This is a genomic window from Aliiroseovarius pelagivivens, assembly GCF_900302485.1.
Taxonomy (GTDB): Bacteria; Pseudomonadota; Alphaproteobacteria; order Rhodobacterales; family Rhodobacteraceae; genus Aliiroseovarius; species Aliiroseovarius pelagivivens.
Genome location: NZ_OMOI01000002.1, coordinates 204,291 through 221,627 on the forward strand (window position 1 = coordinate 204,291; position 17,337 = coordinate 221,627).

The 17,337-nt window shown below is 59.0% G+C and carries 14 protein-coding genes; 10 read left to right on the top strand and 4 right to left on the bottom strand.

Annotated elements, in window-relative coordinates; translation table 11 throughout:
• Window positions 1–50 precede the first annotated feature (50 nt).
• From ALP8811_RS13190 to ALP8811_RS13205, 4 genes are read right to left on the bottom strand one after another with little or no spacing between them, the layout of a single operon-like run.
• A complete protein-coding gene (locus ALP8811_RS13190; protein ID WP_108857726.1) occupies window positions 51–1,085 on the bottom strand; it encodes a TRAP transporter substrate-binding protein in 1,035 nt (344 codons plus the stop codon).
• A gap of 33 nt (window positions 1,086–1,118) precedes the next feature.
• Entirely contained in the window at window positions 1,119–2,438 is a 1,320-nt protein-coding gene (locus tag ALP8811_RS13195) for a TRAP transporter large permease (protein ID WP_108857727.1), read from the bottom strand.
• The gene (locus ALP8811_RS13200; RefSeq protein ID WP_108858291.1) at window positions 2,435–3,007 is read right to left on the bottom strand and encodes a TRAP transporter small permease subunit; all 573 of its coding nucleotides are present in this window, start codon (window positions 3,005–3,007) and stop codon (window positions 2,435–2,437) included. Before ALP8811_RS13200 ends, ALP8811_RS13195 begins: the two co-directional genes overlap by 4 nt.
• A gap of 8 nt (window positions 3,008–3,015) precedes the next feature.
• The gene (locus ALP8811_RS13205; protein WP_108858292.1) at window positions 3,016–3,792 is read right to left on the bottom strand and encodes an N-formylglutamate amidohydrolase; all 777 of its coding nucleotides are present in this window, start codon (window positions 3,790–3,792) and stop codon (window positions 3,016–3,018) included.
• 124 nt (window positions 3,793–3,916) lie between these two features.
• Here ALP8811_RS13205 and ALP8811_RS13210 point away from each other — a divergent pair, with 124 nt between their 5' ends.
• From ALP8811_RS13210 to ALP8811_RS13255, 10 genes are all read left to right on the top strand, one after another.
• Window positions 3,917–4,789 (top strand): MurR/RpiR family transcriptional regulator, encoded by an 873-nt coding sequence (locus ALP8811_RS13210; RefSeq protein ID WP_108857728.1) that lies wholly within the window; start codon window positions 3,917–3,919, stop codon window positions 4,787–4,789.
• Window positions 4,790–4,971: 182 nt separating this feature from the next.
• On the top strand, window positions 4,972–7,158 hold the full coding sequence (locus ALP8811_RS13215; RefSeq protein ID WP_108857729.1) for a C1 family peptidase: 2,187 nt from the start codon (window positions 4,972–4,974) through the stop codon (window positions 7,156–7,158).
• 20 nt (window positions 7,159–7,178) lie between these two features.
• On the top strand, window positions 7,179–10,616 hold the full coding sequence (locus tag ALP8811_RS13220) for a D-Ala-D-Ala carboxypeptidase family metallohydrolase (protein ID WP_108857730.1): 3,438 nt from the start codon (window positions 7,179–7,181) through the stop codon (window positions 10,614–10,616).
• A gap of 12 nt (window positions 10,617–10,628) precedes the next feature.
• A complete protein-coding gene (locus tag ALP8811_RS13225; RefSeq protein WP_108857731.1) occupies window positions 10,629–11,684 on the top strand; it encodes a hypothetical protein in 1,056 nt (351 codons plus the stop codon).
• A 175-nt stretch (window positions 11,685–11,859) separates the two neighbouring features.
• The gene (locus ALP8811_RS13230; RefSeq protein ID WP_146184029.1) at window positions 11,860–12,222 is read left to right on the top strand and encodes a hypothetical protein; all 363 of its coding nucleotides are present in this window, start codon (window positions 11,860–11,862) and stop codon (window positions 12,220–12,222) included.
• Between the two features lie 6 nt (window positions 12,223–12,228).
• Window positions 12,229–13,161 carry a 4-hydroxyproline epimerase gene (locus ALP8811_RS13235; protein ID WP_108857733.1) on the top strand — a complete coding sequence of 311 codons (933 nt, stop codon included), beginning with the start codon at window positions 12,229–12,231 and terminating at the stop codon, window positions 13,159–13,161.
• 24 nt (window positions 13,162–13,185) lie between these two features.
• A complete protein-coding gene (locus ALP8811_RS13240) occupies window positions 13,186–14,424 on the top strand; it encodes an NAD(P)/FAD-dependent oxidoreductase (RefSeq protein WP_108857734.1) in 1,239 nt (412 codons plus the stop codon).
• A gap of 101 nt (window positions 14,425–14,525) precedes the next feature.
• A complete protein-coding gene (gene msrB / locus ALP8811_RS13245) occupies window positions 14,526–14,972 on the top strand; it encodes a peptide-methionine (R)-S-oxide reductase MsrB (protein WP_108857735.1) in 447 nt (148 codons plus the stop codon).
• Window positions 14,969–15,475 (top strand): peptide-methionine (S)-S-oxide reductase MsrA, encoded by a 507-nt coding sequence (gene msrA, locus ALP8811_RS13250; protein WP_108857736.1) that lies wholly within the window; start codon window positions 14,969–14,971, stop codon window positions 15,473–15,475. Before msrB ends, msrA begins: the two co-directional genes overlap by 4 nt.
• Before the next feature lie 9 nt (window positions 15,476–15,484).
• Window positions 15,485–16,951 carry a protein adenylyltransferase SelO gene (locus ALP8811_RS13255; RefSeq protein ID WP_108857737.1) on the top strand — a complete coding sequence of 489 codons (1,467 nt, stop codon included), beginning with the start codon at window positions 15,485–15,487 and terminating at the stop codon, window positions 16,949–16,951.
• Window positions 16,952–17,337 lie beyond the last annotated feature (386 nt).

Sequence of the window (17,337 nt, forward strand, 5' to 3'; positions counted from 1 at the left end):
CCTCTTTCAAGAAATGCGGGGGCGGCAGGTGGCCGCCCCACGCGGTAACATTAACCGTAGCGGTAAGGCCGTCCAGCCTTCTGCATGTCGGAATTATACTTGCGGAAGATCTCGACCACTTTGGCCTTGGTCGGGCTTTCGGCGGCGATCTCGTCCCAGAACTTGACGGCGGCCTCTTCGACCTGCGCCCATTCTTCGTCTGGGATGGTCGTCAGCTTCATCTTGTCGCCGTTGACCCGCAGGCTGGCTTCTCCGCCCCAATACCACCACTGGCGATAATAGTGCGACTGATCACAGCACACGCGGAACAAGGTTTGCAGGTCTTCCGGCAGCTCGTTCCAGCGATCCAAGTTGGTGAAGAACGACCCAGCCCATGCGCCCGAGATGTTGTTGGTCAGGAAATAGTCGGTCACATCAGCCCACCCAACGGTGTAGTCTTCTGTGATGCCTGACCAAGCAACGCCGTCCAGTTCGCCGGTTTGCACGGCAACCTCGATGTCTTCCCAAGGCAGTGTCACCGGGACCACGCCAAACTGGCTAAGGAACCGGCCCGCTGTCGGGAAGGTAAAGACGCGTTTGCCTTTCAGGTCGGCAAGCGAGTTGATCGGGTCTTTGGTGGCAAAGTGGCACGGGTCCCACGATCCGGCGCTGACGTGCTTGATGCCAACGGCCGAGTATTCCTCGTCCCAGATCTCGTTCAGGCCGTACTGGTTGAACAGTACCGGCACATCCAGAGAATAGCGCGAGGCAAACGGGAAATAGCCGCCAAAGACGGTCACATCCGTGGGTGACGCCATCGAATCATCATCCGACTGCACCGCATCAATCGTACCCTTTTGCATGGCGCGGAACAGCTCGCCTGTCGGGACCAACTGGTCGGCATAGAAGAGCTCGATCTGCATGCGGTCGCCGGCAATCTTGTTGAACATCGCGATTGCAGGATCAATCACATGCGCGGCAAGCGCGGGACCGGCATAGGTCTGCATCCGCCACTTAATTGTGCTTTGTGCAAGTGCGGGTGTCGCCAGTGGGGCGGCTGCCATGCCGACCCCGGCGGTGGTTAAGAACTTACGTCTCGTTGTCATCTTCTCTCTCCTAGTTGGTTGTTTTTATTATTGTTATTTTCCGTACACATAATTGGGCAGCCAAAGAGCGATTTGGGGGAAGATCATGATGATTGCCAAGGCAACTCCCATGATAAGGACGAATGGCACGATCGAACGGTAAATGTCCCCCAGCCCAATTTCTGGCGGTGCCATGGCCCTCATAAGAAACAGGTTATAGCCAAAGGGCGGCGTCATATACGCGATCTGGGTGGTGATGGTGTAAAGCACCCCATACCAGATCAGGTCGAAGCCCAGCACTTTGACCAAGGGCACGTAAAGCGGCGCCACGATGACCAGCATCGCGGTGTCATCCAGAAACGTACCCATGATAATAAAGCTTAGCTGCATCAGGATCAAAATGACCCACGGGTTTAGCCCAAGCTGATCGGTGAACAGGTTGTCGATGGCCTTGACCGCGCCCAGCCCGTCAAAGACAGCGCCAAAGCCCAGTGCAGCCAGAATAATCCACATGAACATGCAAGAAATCAGCAAGGTCTGCTTGGTGCAGGTCTCGAAGATGTGCCACGTCATGCGACGCTTGGCGACGGACGCGAACAAAGCCGTCAGTGCTCCGATCGCCGAGCTTTCCACCAGCGAGGTCCAGCCATTCACGAAGGGAACCATCATCGCAGCAAAGATCGCCAGTGGCAGGACACCTGCGCCCAGAAGGCGAAGCTTTTCGGCGCGCGAGACTTCGTGCGCGTCCTCCATCGCTGGTCCAAGGTGCGGTTGGAACTTACAACGCAGCCAGATGTAGACGACGAACAGCGTGGCCATCATCAGCCCCGGCAACACCCCAGCGAGCCACAGCTGCCCAACCGGTTGACGCGCGATCATCGCATAAAGCACCAGCACGACCGAGGGCGGCACAAGGATCCCCAGACTAGACCCCGCCTGAATCACCCCCGTGACCATGATCTTGTCATAGCCCCGGCGCAAAAGTTCTGGCAGCGCGATGGTGGCCCCGATGGCCATGCCCGCGACGCTCAGCCCGTTCATGGCGGACACCAGCACCATCAAGCCGATGGTGCCTATGGCGAGGCCTCCGTTCACCGGTCCCATCCAGACGTGGAACATGCGGTATAGGTCGTCTGCCAGACGGCTTTCGCTTAGGACATACCCCATGAAGATGAACATCGGCAGGGTCAGAAGCGGATACCATTTCATCAGCTTCATCGCGGCCGAGAACGGAATGTCCTGCCCACCCACGCCCCAAAGCGACAGCGCAGCAATCGCGCCCACGGCACCAATCGCGCCGAACACGCGCTGTCCGGTGAACAGCATCAGCATCATCGATGCGAACATGAAAATGGCGATATATTCTTGGCTCATGTGCGTGTCACACCAATCTCGTTGCCGCGGATGCGGGCGATGTCTTTGAAAAGTTCGGAAATGGCCTGAAGCAGCATCAGGAAGAAGCCCAGAACCATGATGGATTTGATCGGCCAAGCATAAGGCCGCCACGCGGTCGATGATCTCTCAAGCCGCCCGATCTCCTCGGCCCCTGTGATCAGTCCCCAGAAATAGGAAAACGGCGCGTCGCCCCAATAGCCCAACGAATAGGCCGTCGATCCGACGCCACCCCAGATCAGCACACCAAGATAGATCAACAGGAAGAAGATGGTGAAGGCATCGAACCACGCTTTCTTGCGGTCGTTCCATGTGTGGTAAAACAGGTCCATCCGCACATTCGACCCCATCTGGAGCGAGTACGGCCCGCCCATGATGTAATAGGTCACCATCGCGAACTGCGCCATTTCCAAGGTCCAGAGCGACGGCAGGAAGAACGTCTTCGAGATCGAGGACCACAACAGGATCCCCATCATCACGAACAGCCCCCACATCATCACCCGCCCGATGCGATAGTTCACAGCGTCGATGACATGTACATATCCGGTCATGAACGCGGTCACGTGGTGTTCCTTTCGGTCATGGTGGCCTCGGCCACGGCGATCCAGTTCGCCAGCATCAGCGCGATGCCAGATTGCTGGTCAGCAGTCTCGATCAGGTCGTTTCGGATTTCGATCATCACATTCGGCAACCCATACGGCACCGCATGGTGATTGAGGGTATGGGCGACGCCATCCGATGCCGCATAGGGTTCATTCAACTGAACCTCCATCCCAAGATCCGCCGGGATCGACTGCATCATAGCGTGCGCCAGCCGGTCATCATCTCCATGCAGAATTCCGATCTGTACCGCGCGCATCTGGTCGCGATAGACAGGTGTGAAACTGTGGACGGTCACCATCATCCGAAGATACGCCCGGTGCACACCGATCTGTTCCGTAAGCATGCTTGAAAACGGACGATAGACATGGTCCACCCTTGCGGCGCGCGCGACGTCAGACAGATCTGTATTTCCCGGTATTTCAAACACTTCGCTACGGACCGGGATAGCGTCCGGCGCGTCGGGAGGTCGATTGCAATCGTACACCAGCCGCGAAATTCCGCCATGCACAAGCACGGCATTCATCTTCTGCGCCAGCCCCTTGGCGACGGGCAACGCGCCGGGATCCCAAGCGATGTGGCGGGTCAGTATGTCGTCATCCAACCCAAGCCCCGCCAGATGCGCAGGCACCCGGTTCGTGGCGTGTTCACACACCACGATCACCGAGGGCGCATCGGCCATCTGATCCACATGCACAGCTGGACCGAAAGTAGATTTCAACGACTGCGATTCCATCTGGAAAAAGTTCCACAGCTTCATTCGTTGTGTCAATATTTTTCCGTAACGATTTTCCCGCCCTTGATTTTCCTGTCGGTTTTTTGACAGAATGACTAAATTCACAGCAAAAGGGTGATGCCACGTGCGCGTAACTGATCAGCTTCTACAACATCGCGAAGAGATGACCCCGTCCGAGCGGCAGCTCTTGAGCGTGCTTCTGGACGACTATCCCTTATCCGGGCTGGGCAGCATCACCGAGCTGGCGGCGAACGCGTCGGTGTCCACCACCACGGTCGCGCGGCTTTTGCAAAAAACCGGGTTCAAGGGCTATCCGCAATTTCAGGCCGCCCTGCGACGCGAGCTGAAAGAGATGATCTCGGACCCCGTCGCGAAACGCGATGTGTGGAAGACCGATCTGCCGGAAGAGCACATGCTGAACCGGTATTCACGACAAGCGCTTGAGAACCAGCGGCGCAGCCTGGACGAGGTCGACCCGGACGAGTTCGACGGCTTGTGCAAATTGCTGTGTGATCCAAACCGCCGCATCTTCATCGCCGGGGGCCGCATCACCGGCACGCTGGCGCAGTATTTCTATCTGCACCTTCAGATGATCCGGCCCGACGTGCGTCTTTTGCCCTTCTCAGCATCGTGGACGCACGAGCTTTTGGACATTCGCAAGGGGGACGTACTGATCGCGCTGGATGTGCGCCGTTATGAAAACACCACGCTGGTGATCGGGCAGCTCTGCCATGAACGCGAGGCCGAGATCGTGCTGTTCACCGACCAGTGGCGATCGCCCATTCACCGGCTGGCGCGCCACACTTTCAGCGCACGTATCGCTGTTCCATCTGCATGGGATTCCATGGCCGCGATTTTGGTCTTGCTGGAATGCGCCGTGGCCGAAGTACAGGAACGCCTTTGGGACGATGTGAAAGCGCGGACAGATGCACTGGAAGAAGCGTTTGATCGCACCAAATTGTTTCGCAAATTCGGACAAAGTAGCAGTTCTAGCTAAGACTTTTCGGCATTTGAAAACAACCACCTACGCCTTGCGCCCTTAAAACACTGCGCCAAATCTTGCCCGACCCCATCTGCCCCATTTTTGCCCCAATTTTGAGAACACCCCAATTTGTGATAGAGTGGCCGGACTAGCCTTCTAAAATTAATTGCAAATTCTGATTTGGGCCGCGGGTGCGCATGTCCGATATTGATGCCAAGATAGTAAAGAAAAATGGGGTCCGAGCAGATTGGGTTGATCTGAGGGATCAGAACTATGTGCCGAACCTGGCCATCCTGAAACACGCATTGTCGATTGACCCTCAGTTGCTGACCGCCCCTGATGACGCGGGATTGCGACATCCGGTTTTCACGGTTCGACATCAGGGCGCGTCCGGGCGGTGCGTTGGGTTTGCATTAGCCAATCTGATCGACATTCAGCGACACCTGCAACGGGCCGAACGGGGTGAGCCGCCACAAAGTGGCGAAGCCCATGCCGACGACATAACCAGCGCAGACATGCTGTATCGCATGGCACATTTCCACGATCGCTATCCATCTCTTGAAGCCATGAAGGTCGAGGCACACGAGGGCGTCCTGACCCTGCGCTCGGCGATCAAGGGGTTCTATCATCACGGTGCCTGTCTGGACTGGCCATTCCCCGATGCGCCCCCCGATGACACACGGTGGCAAAGCGACTGCTATCTGGCGGGTGGCCCGGATGCGGGGCGGCGGTTCACCAGCGTGGCGCAAGCCCGCCATGCCCGCGACATTGGGTTGGGGGCGTATTTCCGGTTGGCCTCGGTCCTGAACCATTTTCACGCCGCACTGAACGACGCGCAGGCCGTATTGGTCAGCGCCAATGTCCACGACGGGTGGCTCCACGCCACGCCGCAGAACAGCGGGGTGATTGGTTGGCCCCCTGCGCAAGGCAAGATGGGGACGCACGCCTTTGTTCTGACCGGCTATGACCAGCACGGCTTTCACGTTCTGAACTCGTGGGGGGCGGAATGGGGTGGCTATCAGGGGCAGGCCGGGATCGGATTGTGGAGCTATGACGACTGGGCGCGCAACGTGATTGACGGCTGGGTGCTGCGTTTGGGCGTGCCTGCCCCCGCTGCCTTTGGGGCCTCGGTGGGCGAGAAAGGCACCAAGGGTGTGATCGGCAAGATCCGCTCGGCTTCGACCCCGTGTTTCGAACTTGTCGGGCACTACATGCATCTGGACGATGGCTATCATGTTTCGACCGGATCTTATCCGTCGTTCAAAGACGGCTGGACCCGCACACATGACCACCTTGCCCCTAAGCTGGACCCCAAGGCCGCGCCGGACGACCCGCACAAGTATCGCGGATTGCTGGTGTGGATCCCCGGCAGTTTGGAGGGCATCAAGCCCGCCTTTTCCGCCGCAGTCGCACGCAAGAACGCGATCAAGGCGATGGGGCTGTATCCCTATTCGATTTTCTGGTGCAACAGCTTCGTCGAGAAGTCTTTAGAGGTGCTGGAAAGCTTGTTCGACAGCTGCACCTCCCAAGCTGGCGAAACCGCTGAACATCTGGACGAGCTGATCGAAAACCGCGTGCGCGGCGTTGGCCGTGCCTTTTGGCGGGACATCGAGATGAGCGCCATGCGCGCGATGAAAGGCACCGGCGAGTTGCCGTTCGAACGTCATCTGGACCGAAGCTATTCTGATACCGGCGTGGTCGGGGACTTCCTGCATAGCCTTCTCGATCTGAAGGAACAGACCGGCTGCGAGCTGCATATCGTGGCCGAAGGTGCGGGCGTTCTGATGGTGCACGAGATGCTGTCGCTGCTGAAACCCGACATGCCCCCACCCTTTTCGCGCCCCGGCGTGGATTTCCGCGAAACATGGTTCGACACGATGCATCTGGCGCATCCGGCCATCGGTTTGCCGCGCGCCCAGAATGTCCTTCTGCCCCGGATCGCGCAGATGAACGGGGCGCTGGATCCCGCGCGTCACAGCAAAAGCCGGGCGCGTGGTCCTGTGGTGCAGCCGGTCCTGCGCGCGGCCAGCGATGTTCCTGCCCGGATCTATGTCCCAACAGAAGAGCTTGAGGATCGCGTCTGCTTCGGTGCCTACGGCAAATCCGTTTTGCATCTGGTCTCGAACGCGTTCGAAGATCGCTATCCCTTGCCGCGTGGCACCGATACACCAGATGTTGCGGCCTATCTGAAAGCACGGCCCTTTCTGGGCATGGCCAGCCTTGTCGAAAACGACGCGGCGGTTGCCAGCGGCGCGATCTTTCGCCTGAACCGCATCCACAACCAAAAGCACGATCTTGAACGCATTCAGCAGAGCGACCTGAATGCCGACCCCACCATCACCAACAGTATTTTCGAGTGCATCAGAGGAACAAGAAACACGTGACCTGACAAAGGAGAAGACCGATGGCCAGAATCTCAGTCGAACAGCTTATGTCCCAAATGGCGGATCCCAACGTCGCGGAAGAGGACTTGGCCAAATACTTCATATTGGATGAAGAACGCTCCGGTGCGTTCAACCCGATGTTTGAACTGAACCCGAAAACGGTCGAAATCCCGGAAGGCCCGGATGCTCGGGCACGGACCGCAGCGGCTATGAACTTTTTCAACTGGGCCTCGCGTGCAAAGCGGCAAGGCAAGTTCAAGGATAAGGTCAACGCCGGATATACAGGGCCGATCATCGTGTCCGAAGGGGACAGCTGGTTCCAGTATCCGGTGCGTTTGCACGACACCATCGATTATCTGATGAAGCCCTATGCAGTGTTTTCGCTGGGGGCTGCCGGTGATCTTTTGAAAAGAATGGCGGACAAGCAAGAGTACCTGAAAGCCTTAGAAGAACAGAAAGGCGAGATCCTGCTGCTGTCCGGCGGCGGCAATGATCTGGTCGCCGGTGGCGCGCTTGCCTCGCATCTCGAAAAATACGATCCGGCGCTCAAGCCTGCGGACTATCTTCTGCCGTCTTTCCAAACCTTACTGGACGACGCGATCCACAATTATGGACGCATGTTCCGGGACGTCCAGCAGCACTTCCCGCATGTCAGCGTGCTGTGCCACGGCTATGACTATCCCATCCCGGATGGAGGCCGCTGGCTGGGCGCCCCGATGGAAGAACAAGAGATCCTCGACAAAAAGCTGCAACGCGCCATCGCTGTCGAGATGATGGACGCCTTTAACCGGCGCCTGCGGCGGCTGACCCGGTCTGTGCCAAACGCCACCTATCTCGACTGTCGTGGACTGGTTAAAGACAAGCACTGGCATGACGAGCTTCACCCCGACAACACGGGCTATGCCGAGGTCGCGCGCAAGTTTCAGAAAGAGATCAAAAAGATCGAAGCCGATCGCATCAGTCCCGCCCCGATTGTCAGCGGGCCGTTTGGTCTGGCCAGCGATTTGGAAGCAGACATTCACCCGACGCCCGTCATCGCGGGGGGGACGCCCAAGGGGATGTCCCTGCATGTGGGTCTGAACTTGGTGGACCCGGCCCATTACGATGGGTGGGACGGCAAGCTGGCGGCCTGCGAGGCCGACGCGCTGGACATGGAAGCCTTGGCCGAAGCCGAGGGGTTCACACCCACGCGGCTTTTGACCGCTGACGCCACCCGGCAGAACGTGGTCGACCAGATCGAACAAGCCGCAGCTGAACTGAAGGCAGGCGACATGTTCCTGCTCACCGTCTCGGGCCATGGGGGGCGGGTGCCTGACTTCAATCAGGACGAAGACCATGACGGCGACGACAAGATGGACGAGACCCTGTGCCTGTTCGATTTCCAGATCGCCGATGACGAGCTTTACATGCTGTGGACCAAGTTTCAGGCGGGCGTGCGGGTGCTGGTGGTGCCGGACACCTGCCATTCAGGCTCGATGATCCGGTTTGGTCCCGGTGCGCCAACGACCCTGTTTGGGCGCCCGATGTCACCAAACCCGAATGTACGGGCGATGCCTTTGTATATCGAAGAGCGCGTCTGGCGCGCGAATGAAGCGGCGTATCGCGAGGCATCAAAGTCTTATAGCGCGCTCAAGGAAAGCGTGATGACCTCGCCACTGTCCAGCCCGATCCAAGCCTCGGTCCTGAATCTTGGCGCCTGCAAGGACACGCAATTTGCGATGGATGGCCCCCGGAACGGTGCCTTCACCGGCGCGCTTTTGAAGGTCTGGGCGGATGGTGCATTCAAAGGGGACTACCGTTCTTTCCGCGCTGCCATTGACGAAGAAATCGACAGCGACAGCCAGAACCCTCAACTGTTCGAAACTCTGCTGAAAGAGCCGAACTTCGTCACGGATCGGCCCTTTACGCTACTGCCCGCGCGGGGTGGGCGCACCACTTCGATCGGAGGTCCGACCCACGCCAGCGCCGAGGATGAAGAAGGCGACGAGAATGACCAGATCCCTGACAGCGAAGTGCGCGCGATCCTTGACGCCAAAGCGCGCGGCGCTGGGTTTCGCGACTCGACCGCCGCACTGAACTGGCCGGACTATGCGAAGTTCGACAAGTTCATGCGGTCTCTGGGTCTGAGGAACTTCTCGACCGACGAGTTTCTGATTTTGGGCGGTGGGCACAGTACGCCCGGCGGGGCCTGTCAGGGCAAGAACCTCTACCCCCCGCGCAATCTGTGGACCAACATCGCCAAGACCGCACAGGTCATCGACCATCTGCGTGATCGTCTGGGCAAACCGATTGCGATCACCAACGCCTATCGCGGGCCCGCCTATAACAAGTGCATCGGCGGCGCGACCTCAAGCCAGCACATGGCGTTCCGGGCGCTGGACTTCAAAGTCTCGGGGATGGACGCGCCGCAAGTCGCCACGGCCCTGCGCTGGCTGCGCGATAAGGAAGGGTTCTTCACAGGGGGGATCGGGCGCTACAACAGCTTCACCCATATCGATACGCGCGGTACAAACGCGACCTGGCCGCCCGCGTTTCGGGATGATGCACTGCCAAGCAAATCCCCGCTTTTGCCGAAAAAGCCCGGTGCGTCGTCGAAACCCAGCACGCCGTCAAAACCTGACAAACCTCAGACGTCTCGGATTCCGGACAAGATCCCCGCACTGGCAGACCGGATCGCGATTCTGATCTCGACCATTCTGGCCAAGACACGGTCCGCACCGGGCGATTTCACACCGTCAGCCTTCGCCGAACCCACCACCCGGTCAGCAGGCCAGTTCGATCCAGACACCACCAGCGCAACTGCACAGCAGGCGCTTCAGTCGGCGGTAAATGCCTCGAGCGTGATCTCATTCGTCGAGAACCTAACCCCGCAGCAGAAAGAAGACGTGCTGCTGTCTACCCTCTTCGCCCAGCGCGCTGCCGATGCCGCATTCGACCCGGTGAAAGACCGCGCGGCTTGGTTCGTGAAATACATGGAAATGCTAAGCGTGTTGGGATGGAGCCGCGAGGCCGCCCCAGTCGAGGCCAGCCAGAAAATGAAAGGCAACGGCAGCTTTGATCAGGTCATTCTGGCCACGCTGGCGCAGGTCGCGACGGGCAACCAATTTCGCATCGTCGAAAGCGCGATCGAGGCGCTTCGTGGCCTGACGCAAGACGATGGCAAAATCAAACTTTTCGACTTCGAGACCTCATCCTCGACCGGCGGCAACTTCCAAATCGGCAGCGCCGAGGCGGCGGGTCATGTGATCAGCATGGCCTTGGGCGCGTTCAACTTCACCTTCAAGGATCGCAAGCAGAATGTGTTGTTCGTGTCTTGGGGTAAGAATGAACTGGACTATTGGCTGTCGGCCCAGAAACTGACCCTAAGCCCGGACATCTATGCCGATGTGCGCGACATCGTACGTGACAAGCTGGCGGACACGCGCAAGGCGCTGATCGCTGACATTGACCTGGGTTGATCGGAGGCTGTGATGACGCGAGCTTCGGACATAACCAAGCTGCAAATTGATCCGCGATATCTGCTGATCATGCTGTTGCCCGTGGTGGTACTTATCGTGGCCGAGTATCTGCTTGGCACCTTCGGGGATACCGCGGTTCATCTTGAGGGGTTGGAGCTGAAAGATCAGTCCCAACTCATCGAGCTTAGCGCGCGTTATCGCTTTCTGGCTGCTTTGTTCTTCTTCGGAGGGGCGACAATCTCGGTCATCGCGATCTTCGTGTTCGAGCTTTATTCGCGCCACACAAGGCGGTCGATCTTGACCACGCTGGTGGGCATATTGGGGATCATCGTGGTCTCACTCAGCTTTTCGACCTTTGAACCCGACTGGATGCCTGCAAGCTTTGAAAGCCAGGCTCTTTTGGGGGACAACCTGTTTCATGCTTTGATGATCCCAGCCGGCGTTCCGGGCTGCGATATGACAGGCGGCCTGTCCGAAAAATGCGACCAGCAGGGGGCCTATTTCGCGATGGAATACCTGTTGGATCGGGCGAACATACTGACGTCTCTGTCGGCGGGGGCCGTCATCGCGGGGATGGTACTGGCCCTGTCCAGACCCGCAAGCATAGGGCCGTCGGCCCACCCCGACGTTGAAGCAGAAGCGCGCATCCTGAAATCCGCACAGGAAGCCACGCAACGTTATCTTTACTGCTCGGGCATTCTGCTGACGGCCGGGATGGTTCTCATGCTGTCATGGATGTCTTGGCCGGGTGACGCGATCTTGAACGATGACATGCGCAAGGCCCATGCCGAGTTGGTCAGCTCTTTGTCGATCTATCGGGGCGTCACCTATTCGGTGCTGATCCTGTCCTATTACCTGCCCGTCAGCCTGTTTCTTAAAGTCCGCATTGATGCGTTCCATGATGCGGTTGATGCTGCCGGAAAGCACGAGCTTGCAGCAGGTGTCGCGGGATTTGACATACAACGCATCGCGACGCTTGATGCCCTGAAGGCCATCATCGCCATCGTCTCCCCTATCCTAACCGGGGCCATCGGGTCGTTCGGAAATCTATCCGGGTTCGGAGGCTAGGCCACGCTGATTTGTCCATCGCAGTCTTAGTCTGAAGCGTCACCAAGCTGGCCGCCCTCAACCTTTGCGCTAGTTTACGCCGGGTCGTCGCGTTTTCGCTAGATTTTTGGATCCAAAATACATTAGGCTCATCTCACCACTCGCGGACAACCGGCCTTCTATCGAACAGTCGTCAATGAAACAGGACATTTCATACAATGGAGAGCTCTCCCCTTTGGCCCCGCATCATGTGGTGCTCCAAGGGATTGCTGGCGCATGTGACAACACGCGCAACATATCAATCCATCAAGAAGAATGCGCCGTGCCGTCCACCCCATGGACACGGCAAAACAGTTTCAATGACGCACTTAAACTGGAAGGTGTTGAGCGCATCTCGAATGCAGGTCTGCGCGTCGAAGGTTACTTCGATGCCCTCGACTCAGATCCGGCCGTCGCCCATGCGATTTTCGCACACAAAGTGGGCGCGGCCGGACTGGCGGAACTTCGAAATCAGGCGCCAAACGGCCGCTTGATTGTTTCCACTGAAATTCTGGGATGAACGGTCATGGATATTATCGATAGCCACACGGGCGGCGAACCCACGCGTGTCATCCTAAACGGTGGCCCTGATCTGGGCTCTGGCCCCTTGGCCCGGCGCGCCCAGACGCTGGCGGAGGAATACGAAGATTTCTATCTGTCTGTGATGCTAGAGCCACGCGGCCAGCCAGCCATGGTTGGCGCGCTGCTGGTCGAACCGGTGGACCCGACATGTGTCACCGGCGTGATCTATTTCGACGCGGGTGCGGTGATTGGCATGTGCGGGCACGGCACGATCGGGTTGGCCGTCACGCTTTTTCACCTTGGGCGGATCGGGCTTGGCACCCATCGCATCGAGACCCCCGTTGGCGTGGTCGAAGTTCTGCTGTCCGACCCCAACACCGTCACCGTTACCAACATTGAAAGCCGCCGTGTGCACGCGGGCGTCTCGTTTGATGTGCCGGGGCTTGGGCACGTGACCGGGGACGTCGCCTATGGCGGCAATTGGTTCTTCATCCTTGACCCCACGCCCCTGCCCGTCGCCCCAAACAACATCCGCGCCCTGACAGATGCGGCCATCGCCATCCGCGACACCGCAAATGCACAGGGCATCGGCGGCGAAGGGGGCGAGCCGATTGACCACGTGATCTTCCAAGACGCCTCGCCCAATCCGGACATGCACAGCCGGAACTTCGTGCTCTGCCCCGATGATGCCTATGACCGCTCACCCTGCGGAACCGGAAGCTCGGCGCGGCTGGCCTGTCTGATCGCCGATGGTCGGCTGAAGTTCGGGGAAGAGATCACGCAGGAAAGCGTCATTGGTAGCCCCTATCGTCTGTCCTGTACGCCGGGACCGAACGGGGGCGTCATCCCCTCCATCACTGGTCAAGCTTTTGTCATGGCGGAAGGTCGATTGATCTTTGACGCTACCGATCCTTTCAGGAATGGTATCCGCACCTGATCCACTTTTCCCTCAAGGTCCAAGATGTCTAACGAAATCACAATCATCGGTGCCGGTATCATCGGCGTCAGCATCGGGTTGGAACTGGCCCGCCGCGGCCAGAAAGTGCGCGTTCTGGACCGCAAGGGCGTCGCGGGCGAGACCTCGGCCGGGAATGCGGGTGCCTTTGCGTTTCAGGAAATCGAGCCGCTGGCCACCCCCGGCATCATGAAGAAAGCCCCCAAGTGGCTGATGGACCCGCTTGGGCCGTTGTCGATCCCGCCGGCCTATGCCGCACAGATCACGCCGTGGATGCTGCGGTTTTGGCGGGCCAGTTGGCGCGACCGCTACGAAGACTCGATGAAGGCGCAGGCCGAATTGATGCACGTGGCGAAGACGGCGTTTGAACGGCAGGTCGAGCGTATCAAGCGCGAAGACCTGATCCAGCGCAAAGGACAGATGGCGCTCTATGAAGGCGAGAAGGCCTATCGCGCTACCCTACCCGCGTGGGAGCTGAAGAAACAGCACGGCTTTGATGCCATCCACCTGACCAGCCCAGAGGCGATTGCCGAGTATCAGCCGGGCCTGCACCCGCGGTTCACCCACGGTGCATTCACCCCCAATTGGTTCAACACCGTGGACCCGAAACTGTGGACAGAGACCGTCGCTCAGGCGCTGCGCGACGCGGGCGGCGAAATCCAGATCACCACGGTCAAGAACATCCTGCCCACGGAAACCGGGGTGCGGATCGACACGGACGACGGGCCGATTGAAACCTCGAAACTGATCATCGCGGCGGGGGCGTGGTCTCACCAATTGGCACGCCTTCTGGGCGACAAGATCCCGCTGGAAACCGAGCGCGGTTACAACACCACCCTGCCCCCCGGCGCGTTTGACCTGCGGACCCATCTGACCTTCAGCCAGCACGGCTTTGTCGCCTCGGGTATCAACGGCGGCGTGCGCATCGGTGGCGCGGTCGAGCTGGGCGGCTTGAAGCTGCCGCCGAACTACAAGCGCGCAGATGTCTTGCTGAAGAAAGCGCAAGCGTTCATGCCCGGCCTGAACACAGACGGCGGCACGCAGTGGATGGGATACCGCCCGTCGCTGCCCGACAGCCTGCCGGTGATCGGCGCCTCGCCCAAGGATCCGCGGGTGCTTTACGCATTCGGCCACGGCCATCTGGGCCTGACGCAATCAGCAGGCACGGCCGAGTTGGTCGCGGCTCTGATCTTTGGGGAAACGCCGGGGCTGACACTGGACCCGTTCGCACCGACGCGGTTCTGAACCACAATCGTTACAGGGCGCTCACGTCAACGTGCGCCACGGGGCGCTTCCAATTTGCACCCGACACCCCATATCCTTGCTTCAACTCGCAGGAGGACCGCATGTCGTATCAGAAATCCCAAGACGCCATTGAACGCCTGACCCCGGAAGAATACCGGGTGACCCAAGAAAACGGAACCGAGCGGGCGTTCACGGGCAAGTATGACAAGCACTATGAGCCGGGGATCTACGTCGATATCGTCTCGGGCGAGCCGCTATTTTCGTCGTCCGCCAAATTCAATTCGGGTTGTGGCTGGCCCGCGTTTTCGACACCCATTGAAACGGCGCATGTGACCGAACACCGTGACAGCACCTTCGGGATGGAGCGGGTCGAGGTCCGGTCCACCCATGGTGACAGCCATCTAGGGCACGTGTTCCCGGACGGCCCACGCGAGATGGGCGGGCTGCGCTATTGCATCAACTCGGCTTCGCTTCGCTTTGTACCGAAAGACCAGATGGAAGCCGAAGGCTATGGCGACTATCTTGACCTTGTGGAGGGAAACCAATGACTGAACGCGCAATTCTGGCCGGTGGCTGTTTCTGGGGCATGCAGGATTTGATCCGCAAGATGCCCGGCGTGGAAAAGACCCGTGTGGGATACACCGGTGGGGACGTTCCCAACGCGACCTATCGCAACCACGGCACCCATGCTGAAGGGATCGAGATCTGGTTTGATCCGGCCAAGATCAGCTATCGTACGCTGTTGGAGTTCTTCTTTCAGATCCACGATCCGACCACGGTGAACCGTCAGGGCAATGACCTTGGCACCAGCTATCGCTCGGGCATCTACTATCTGTCGGAAGACCAGAAAGCGACCGCGCTAGACACTATCGCAGATGTTGACGCCAGCGGGATTTGGCCGGGTAAAGTCGTGACCGAGGTGAAAGCCGCCGGTGATTTCTGGGATGCCGAACCCGAGCATCAGGATTACCTAGAGCGCCTGCCCAACGGCTATACCTGCCACTTTGCACGTCCCGATTGGGTTCTGCCCAAACGCGACGCGGCCGAATAGGCTCGTTTCGTGACACAGCCAGAATTCGACAACAGTTTTGTCCGTGACCTTCAAGGGTTCTATGTAGATTGGAAGGGCGCGCAAGTGCCCGACCCAAAAGTCTTGCGCCTGAACCGCCCCTTGGCGGACGAGCTTGGCTTGGATGCAGATCACCTGATGACCCCGGATGGCGCACAAGAGCTGGTGGGAATGCGTACTCCTGACGGTGGTAGCTCAGTCGCTATGGCCTATGCCGGGCATCAGTTCGGGGGCTTCTCGCCGCAACTGGGCGACGGCCGCGCGCTGTTGATTGGCGAGCTGATTGACCGAAACGGAAACCGCCGCGATCTGCACCTAAAGGGATCTGGCAAGACGCCCTTTTCACGTGGCGGCGACGGCAAGGCCGTGCTTGGCCCCGTCTTGCGTGAATACCTGTTGGGCGAGGCGATGCACGCCCTTGGTATCCCGACCACCCGCGCGCTTGCGGCCTCGACCACCGGGGAAACCGTGCTGCGCAATAATGGACCTGAACAGGGTGCGGTGCTGGCGCGGGTTGCGGCCTCGCACCTGCGGGTCGGCACGTTCCAATTCTTTGCGGCGCGGGGCGACCATGGGCGCGTGAAGCAACTGGCCGACTATGCCATTGCGCGCCACTATCCTGACGTGGAAGACGCCGAAAACCGCTATCTTGAGCTGTTCCGCCAGGTGCAGGCCCGTCAGGCCGCACTGATTGCCAGCTGGGTTCATGTGGGCTTTGTCCATGGCGTGATGAACACCGACAACATGACCATCTCGGGCGAGACGATTGACTACGGTCCCTGCGCTTTCCTGGACGCCTACAGCCCAGACGCGGTGTTTTCTTCCATCGACCGGCAAGGGCGCTATGCGTTTGGGAACCAACCCAATCTAGCGCAGTGGAACCTTGCCCGGCTCGCCGAAACGCTGGTCTTACTGATCAACCCGGATGACCAAGACGCGGCCATTGCACAGCTGATGCAGGTGCTTGAGGAGTTCCCTGCGCAGTATCAGCAGCATTGGCTAGCGGGTATGCGTCGTAAACTTGGGCTGCTCACCGAGCGGGACGAGGATCTGGATCTGGCCAATGACCTGCACAGCCTAATGCAAGAGGCGGGCAGCGACTATACCCGCACCTTCCGCGCGCTGTCGCGCATAGCGGACGGAGACGGGGCTGCTTTGGATGGGGTGTTGGCCGCCGAAGGTACCAGAGACTGGGTCGCGCGCTATCAGCACCGGCTAGAAAACGACGGTGAGAGCGATACACGTGCGGCGGAGATGGATGCGGTGAACCCCATCTACATTCCGCGCAACCACAAGGTGGAAGAGGCTTTGGCAGCTGCATCTGACGGTGACATGGAAGTGTTTGATCGGATGCTGGAAATCCTCAGCGCCCCCTTCGCGGAACAGCAAGGCGCCGAAGCCTATGCCCTGCCCGCACCGGACGGATTTGGACCCTACACGACCTATTGCGGAACTTGACCTGCTCAGCCTGCCTGCGCATTCGCTGATGTAAGTTCTAGAAATAACCTCGGGATCGCCGCAAGACACGACGATCCCGAGATTTCACATGGACGCTCCACATCATCCATGAATTGTGCGTTTAGTGACGCCCAAGAACCATCCCCTGGTCGGGACCATCACAAAGCACAATCTGACTTTGCACCGCGCTTAAGATGCTTCCGTCGCAGGAAAGCGCGCCAAGCCACCGTCAAATTCCGGCGACATGGCACTGTGTAGCGAGCTGCCTCCCCACGACGAACCACCCCAACCATTCTGCAGACGATGCCCCGACCCAAGTCACGAAGACCTTAGATCAAGAGCATCATTCAGACTGGCCAGCACAAGGACCGCTGCCAATGACTTAG

Excerpts from the sequence above, each read along its gene's own strand:
- ALP8811_RS13190 (WP_108857726.1), bottom strand. The coding sequence starts at position 1,085 with ATGACAACGAGACGTAAGTTCTTAACCACCGCCGGGGTCGGCATGGCA.
- ALP8811_RS13195 (WP_108857727.1), bottom strand. The coding sequence starts at position 2,438 with ATGAGCCAAGAATATATCGCCATTTTCATGTTCGCATCGATGATGCTG.
- ALP8811_RS13200 (WP_108858291.1), bottom strand. The coding sequence starts at position 3,007 with ATGACCGGATATGTACATGTCATCGACGCTGTGAACTATCGCATCGGG.
- ALP8811_RS13205 (WP_108858292.1), bottom strand. The coding sequence starts at position 3,792 with ATGGAATCGCAGTCGTTGAAATCTACTTTCGGTCCAGCTGTGCATGTG.
- ALP8811_RS13215 (WP_108857729.1), top strand. The coding sequence starts at position 4,972 with ATGTCCGATATTGATGCCAAGATAGTAAAGAAAAATGGGGTCCGAGCA.
- ALP8811_RS13220 (WP_108857730.1), top strand. The coding sequence starts at position 7,179 with ATGGCCAGAATCTCAGTCGAACAGCTTATGTCCCAAATGGCGGATCCC.
- ALP8811_RS13225 (WP_108857731.1), top strand. The coding sequence starts at position 10,629 with ATGACGCGAGCTTCGGACATAACCAAGCTGCAAATTGATCCGCGATAT.
- ALP8811_RS13230 (WP_146184029.1), top strand. The coding sequence starts at position 11,860 with ATGAAACAGGACATTTCATACAATGGAGAGCTCTCCCCTTTGGCCCCG.
- ALP8811_RS13235 (WP_108857733.1), top strand. The coding sequence starts at position 12,229 with ATGGATATTATCGATAGCCACACGGGCGGCGAACCCACGCGTGTCATC.
- ALP8811_RS13240 (WP_108857734.1), top strand. The coding sequence starts at position 13,186 with ATGTCTAACGAAATCACAATCATCGGTGCCGGTATCATCGGCGTCAGC.
- msrB (WP_108857735.1), top strand. The coding sequence starts at position 14,526 with ATGTCGTATCAGAAATCCCAAGACGCCATTGAACGCCTGACCCCGGAA.
- msrA (WP_108857736.1), top strand. The coding sequence starts at position 14,969 with ATGACTGAACGCGCAATTCTGGCCGGTGGCTGTTTCTGGGGCATGCAG.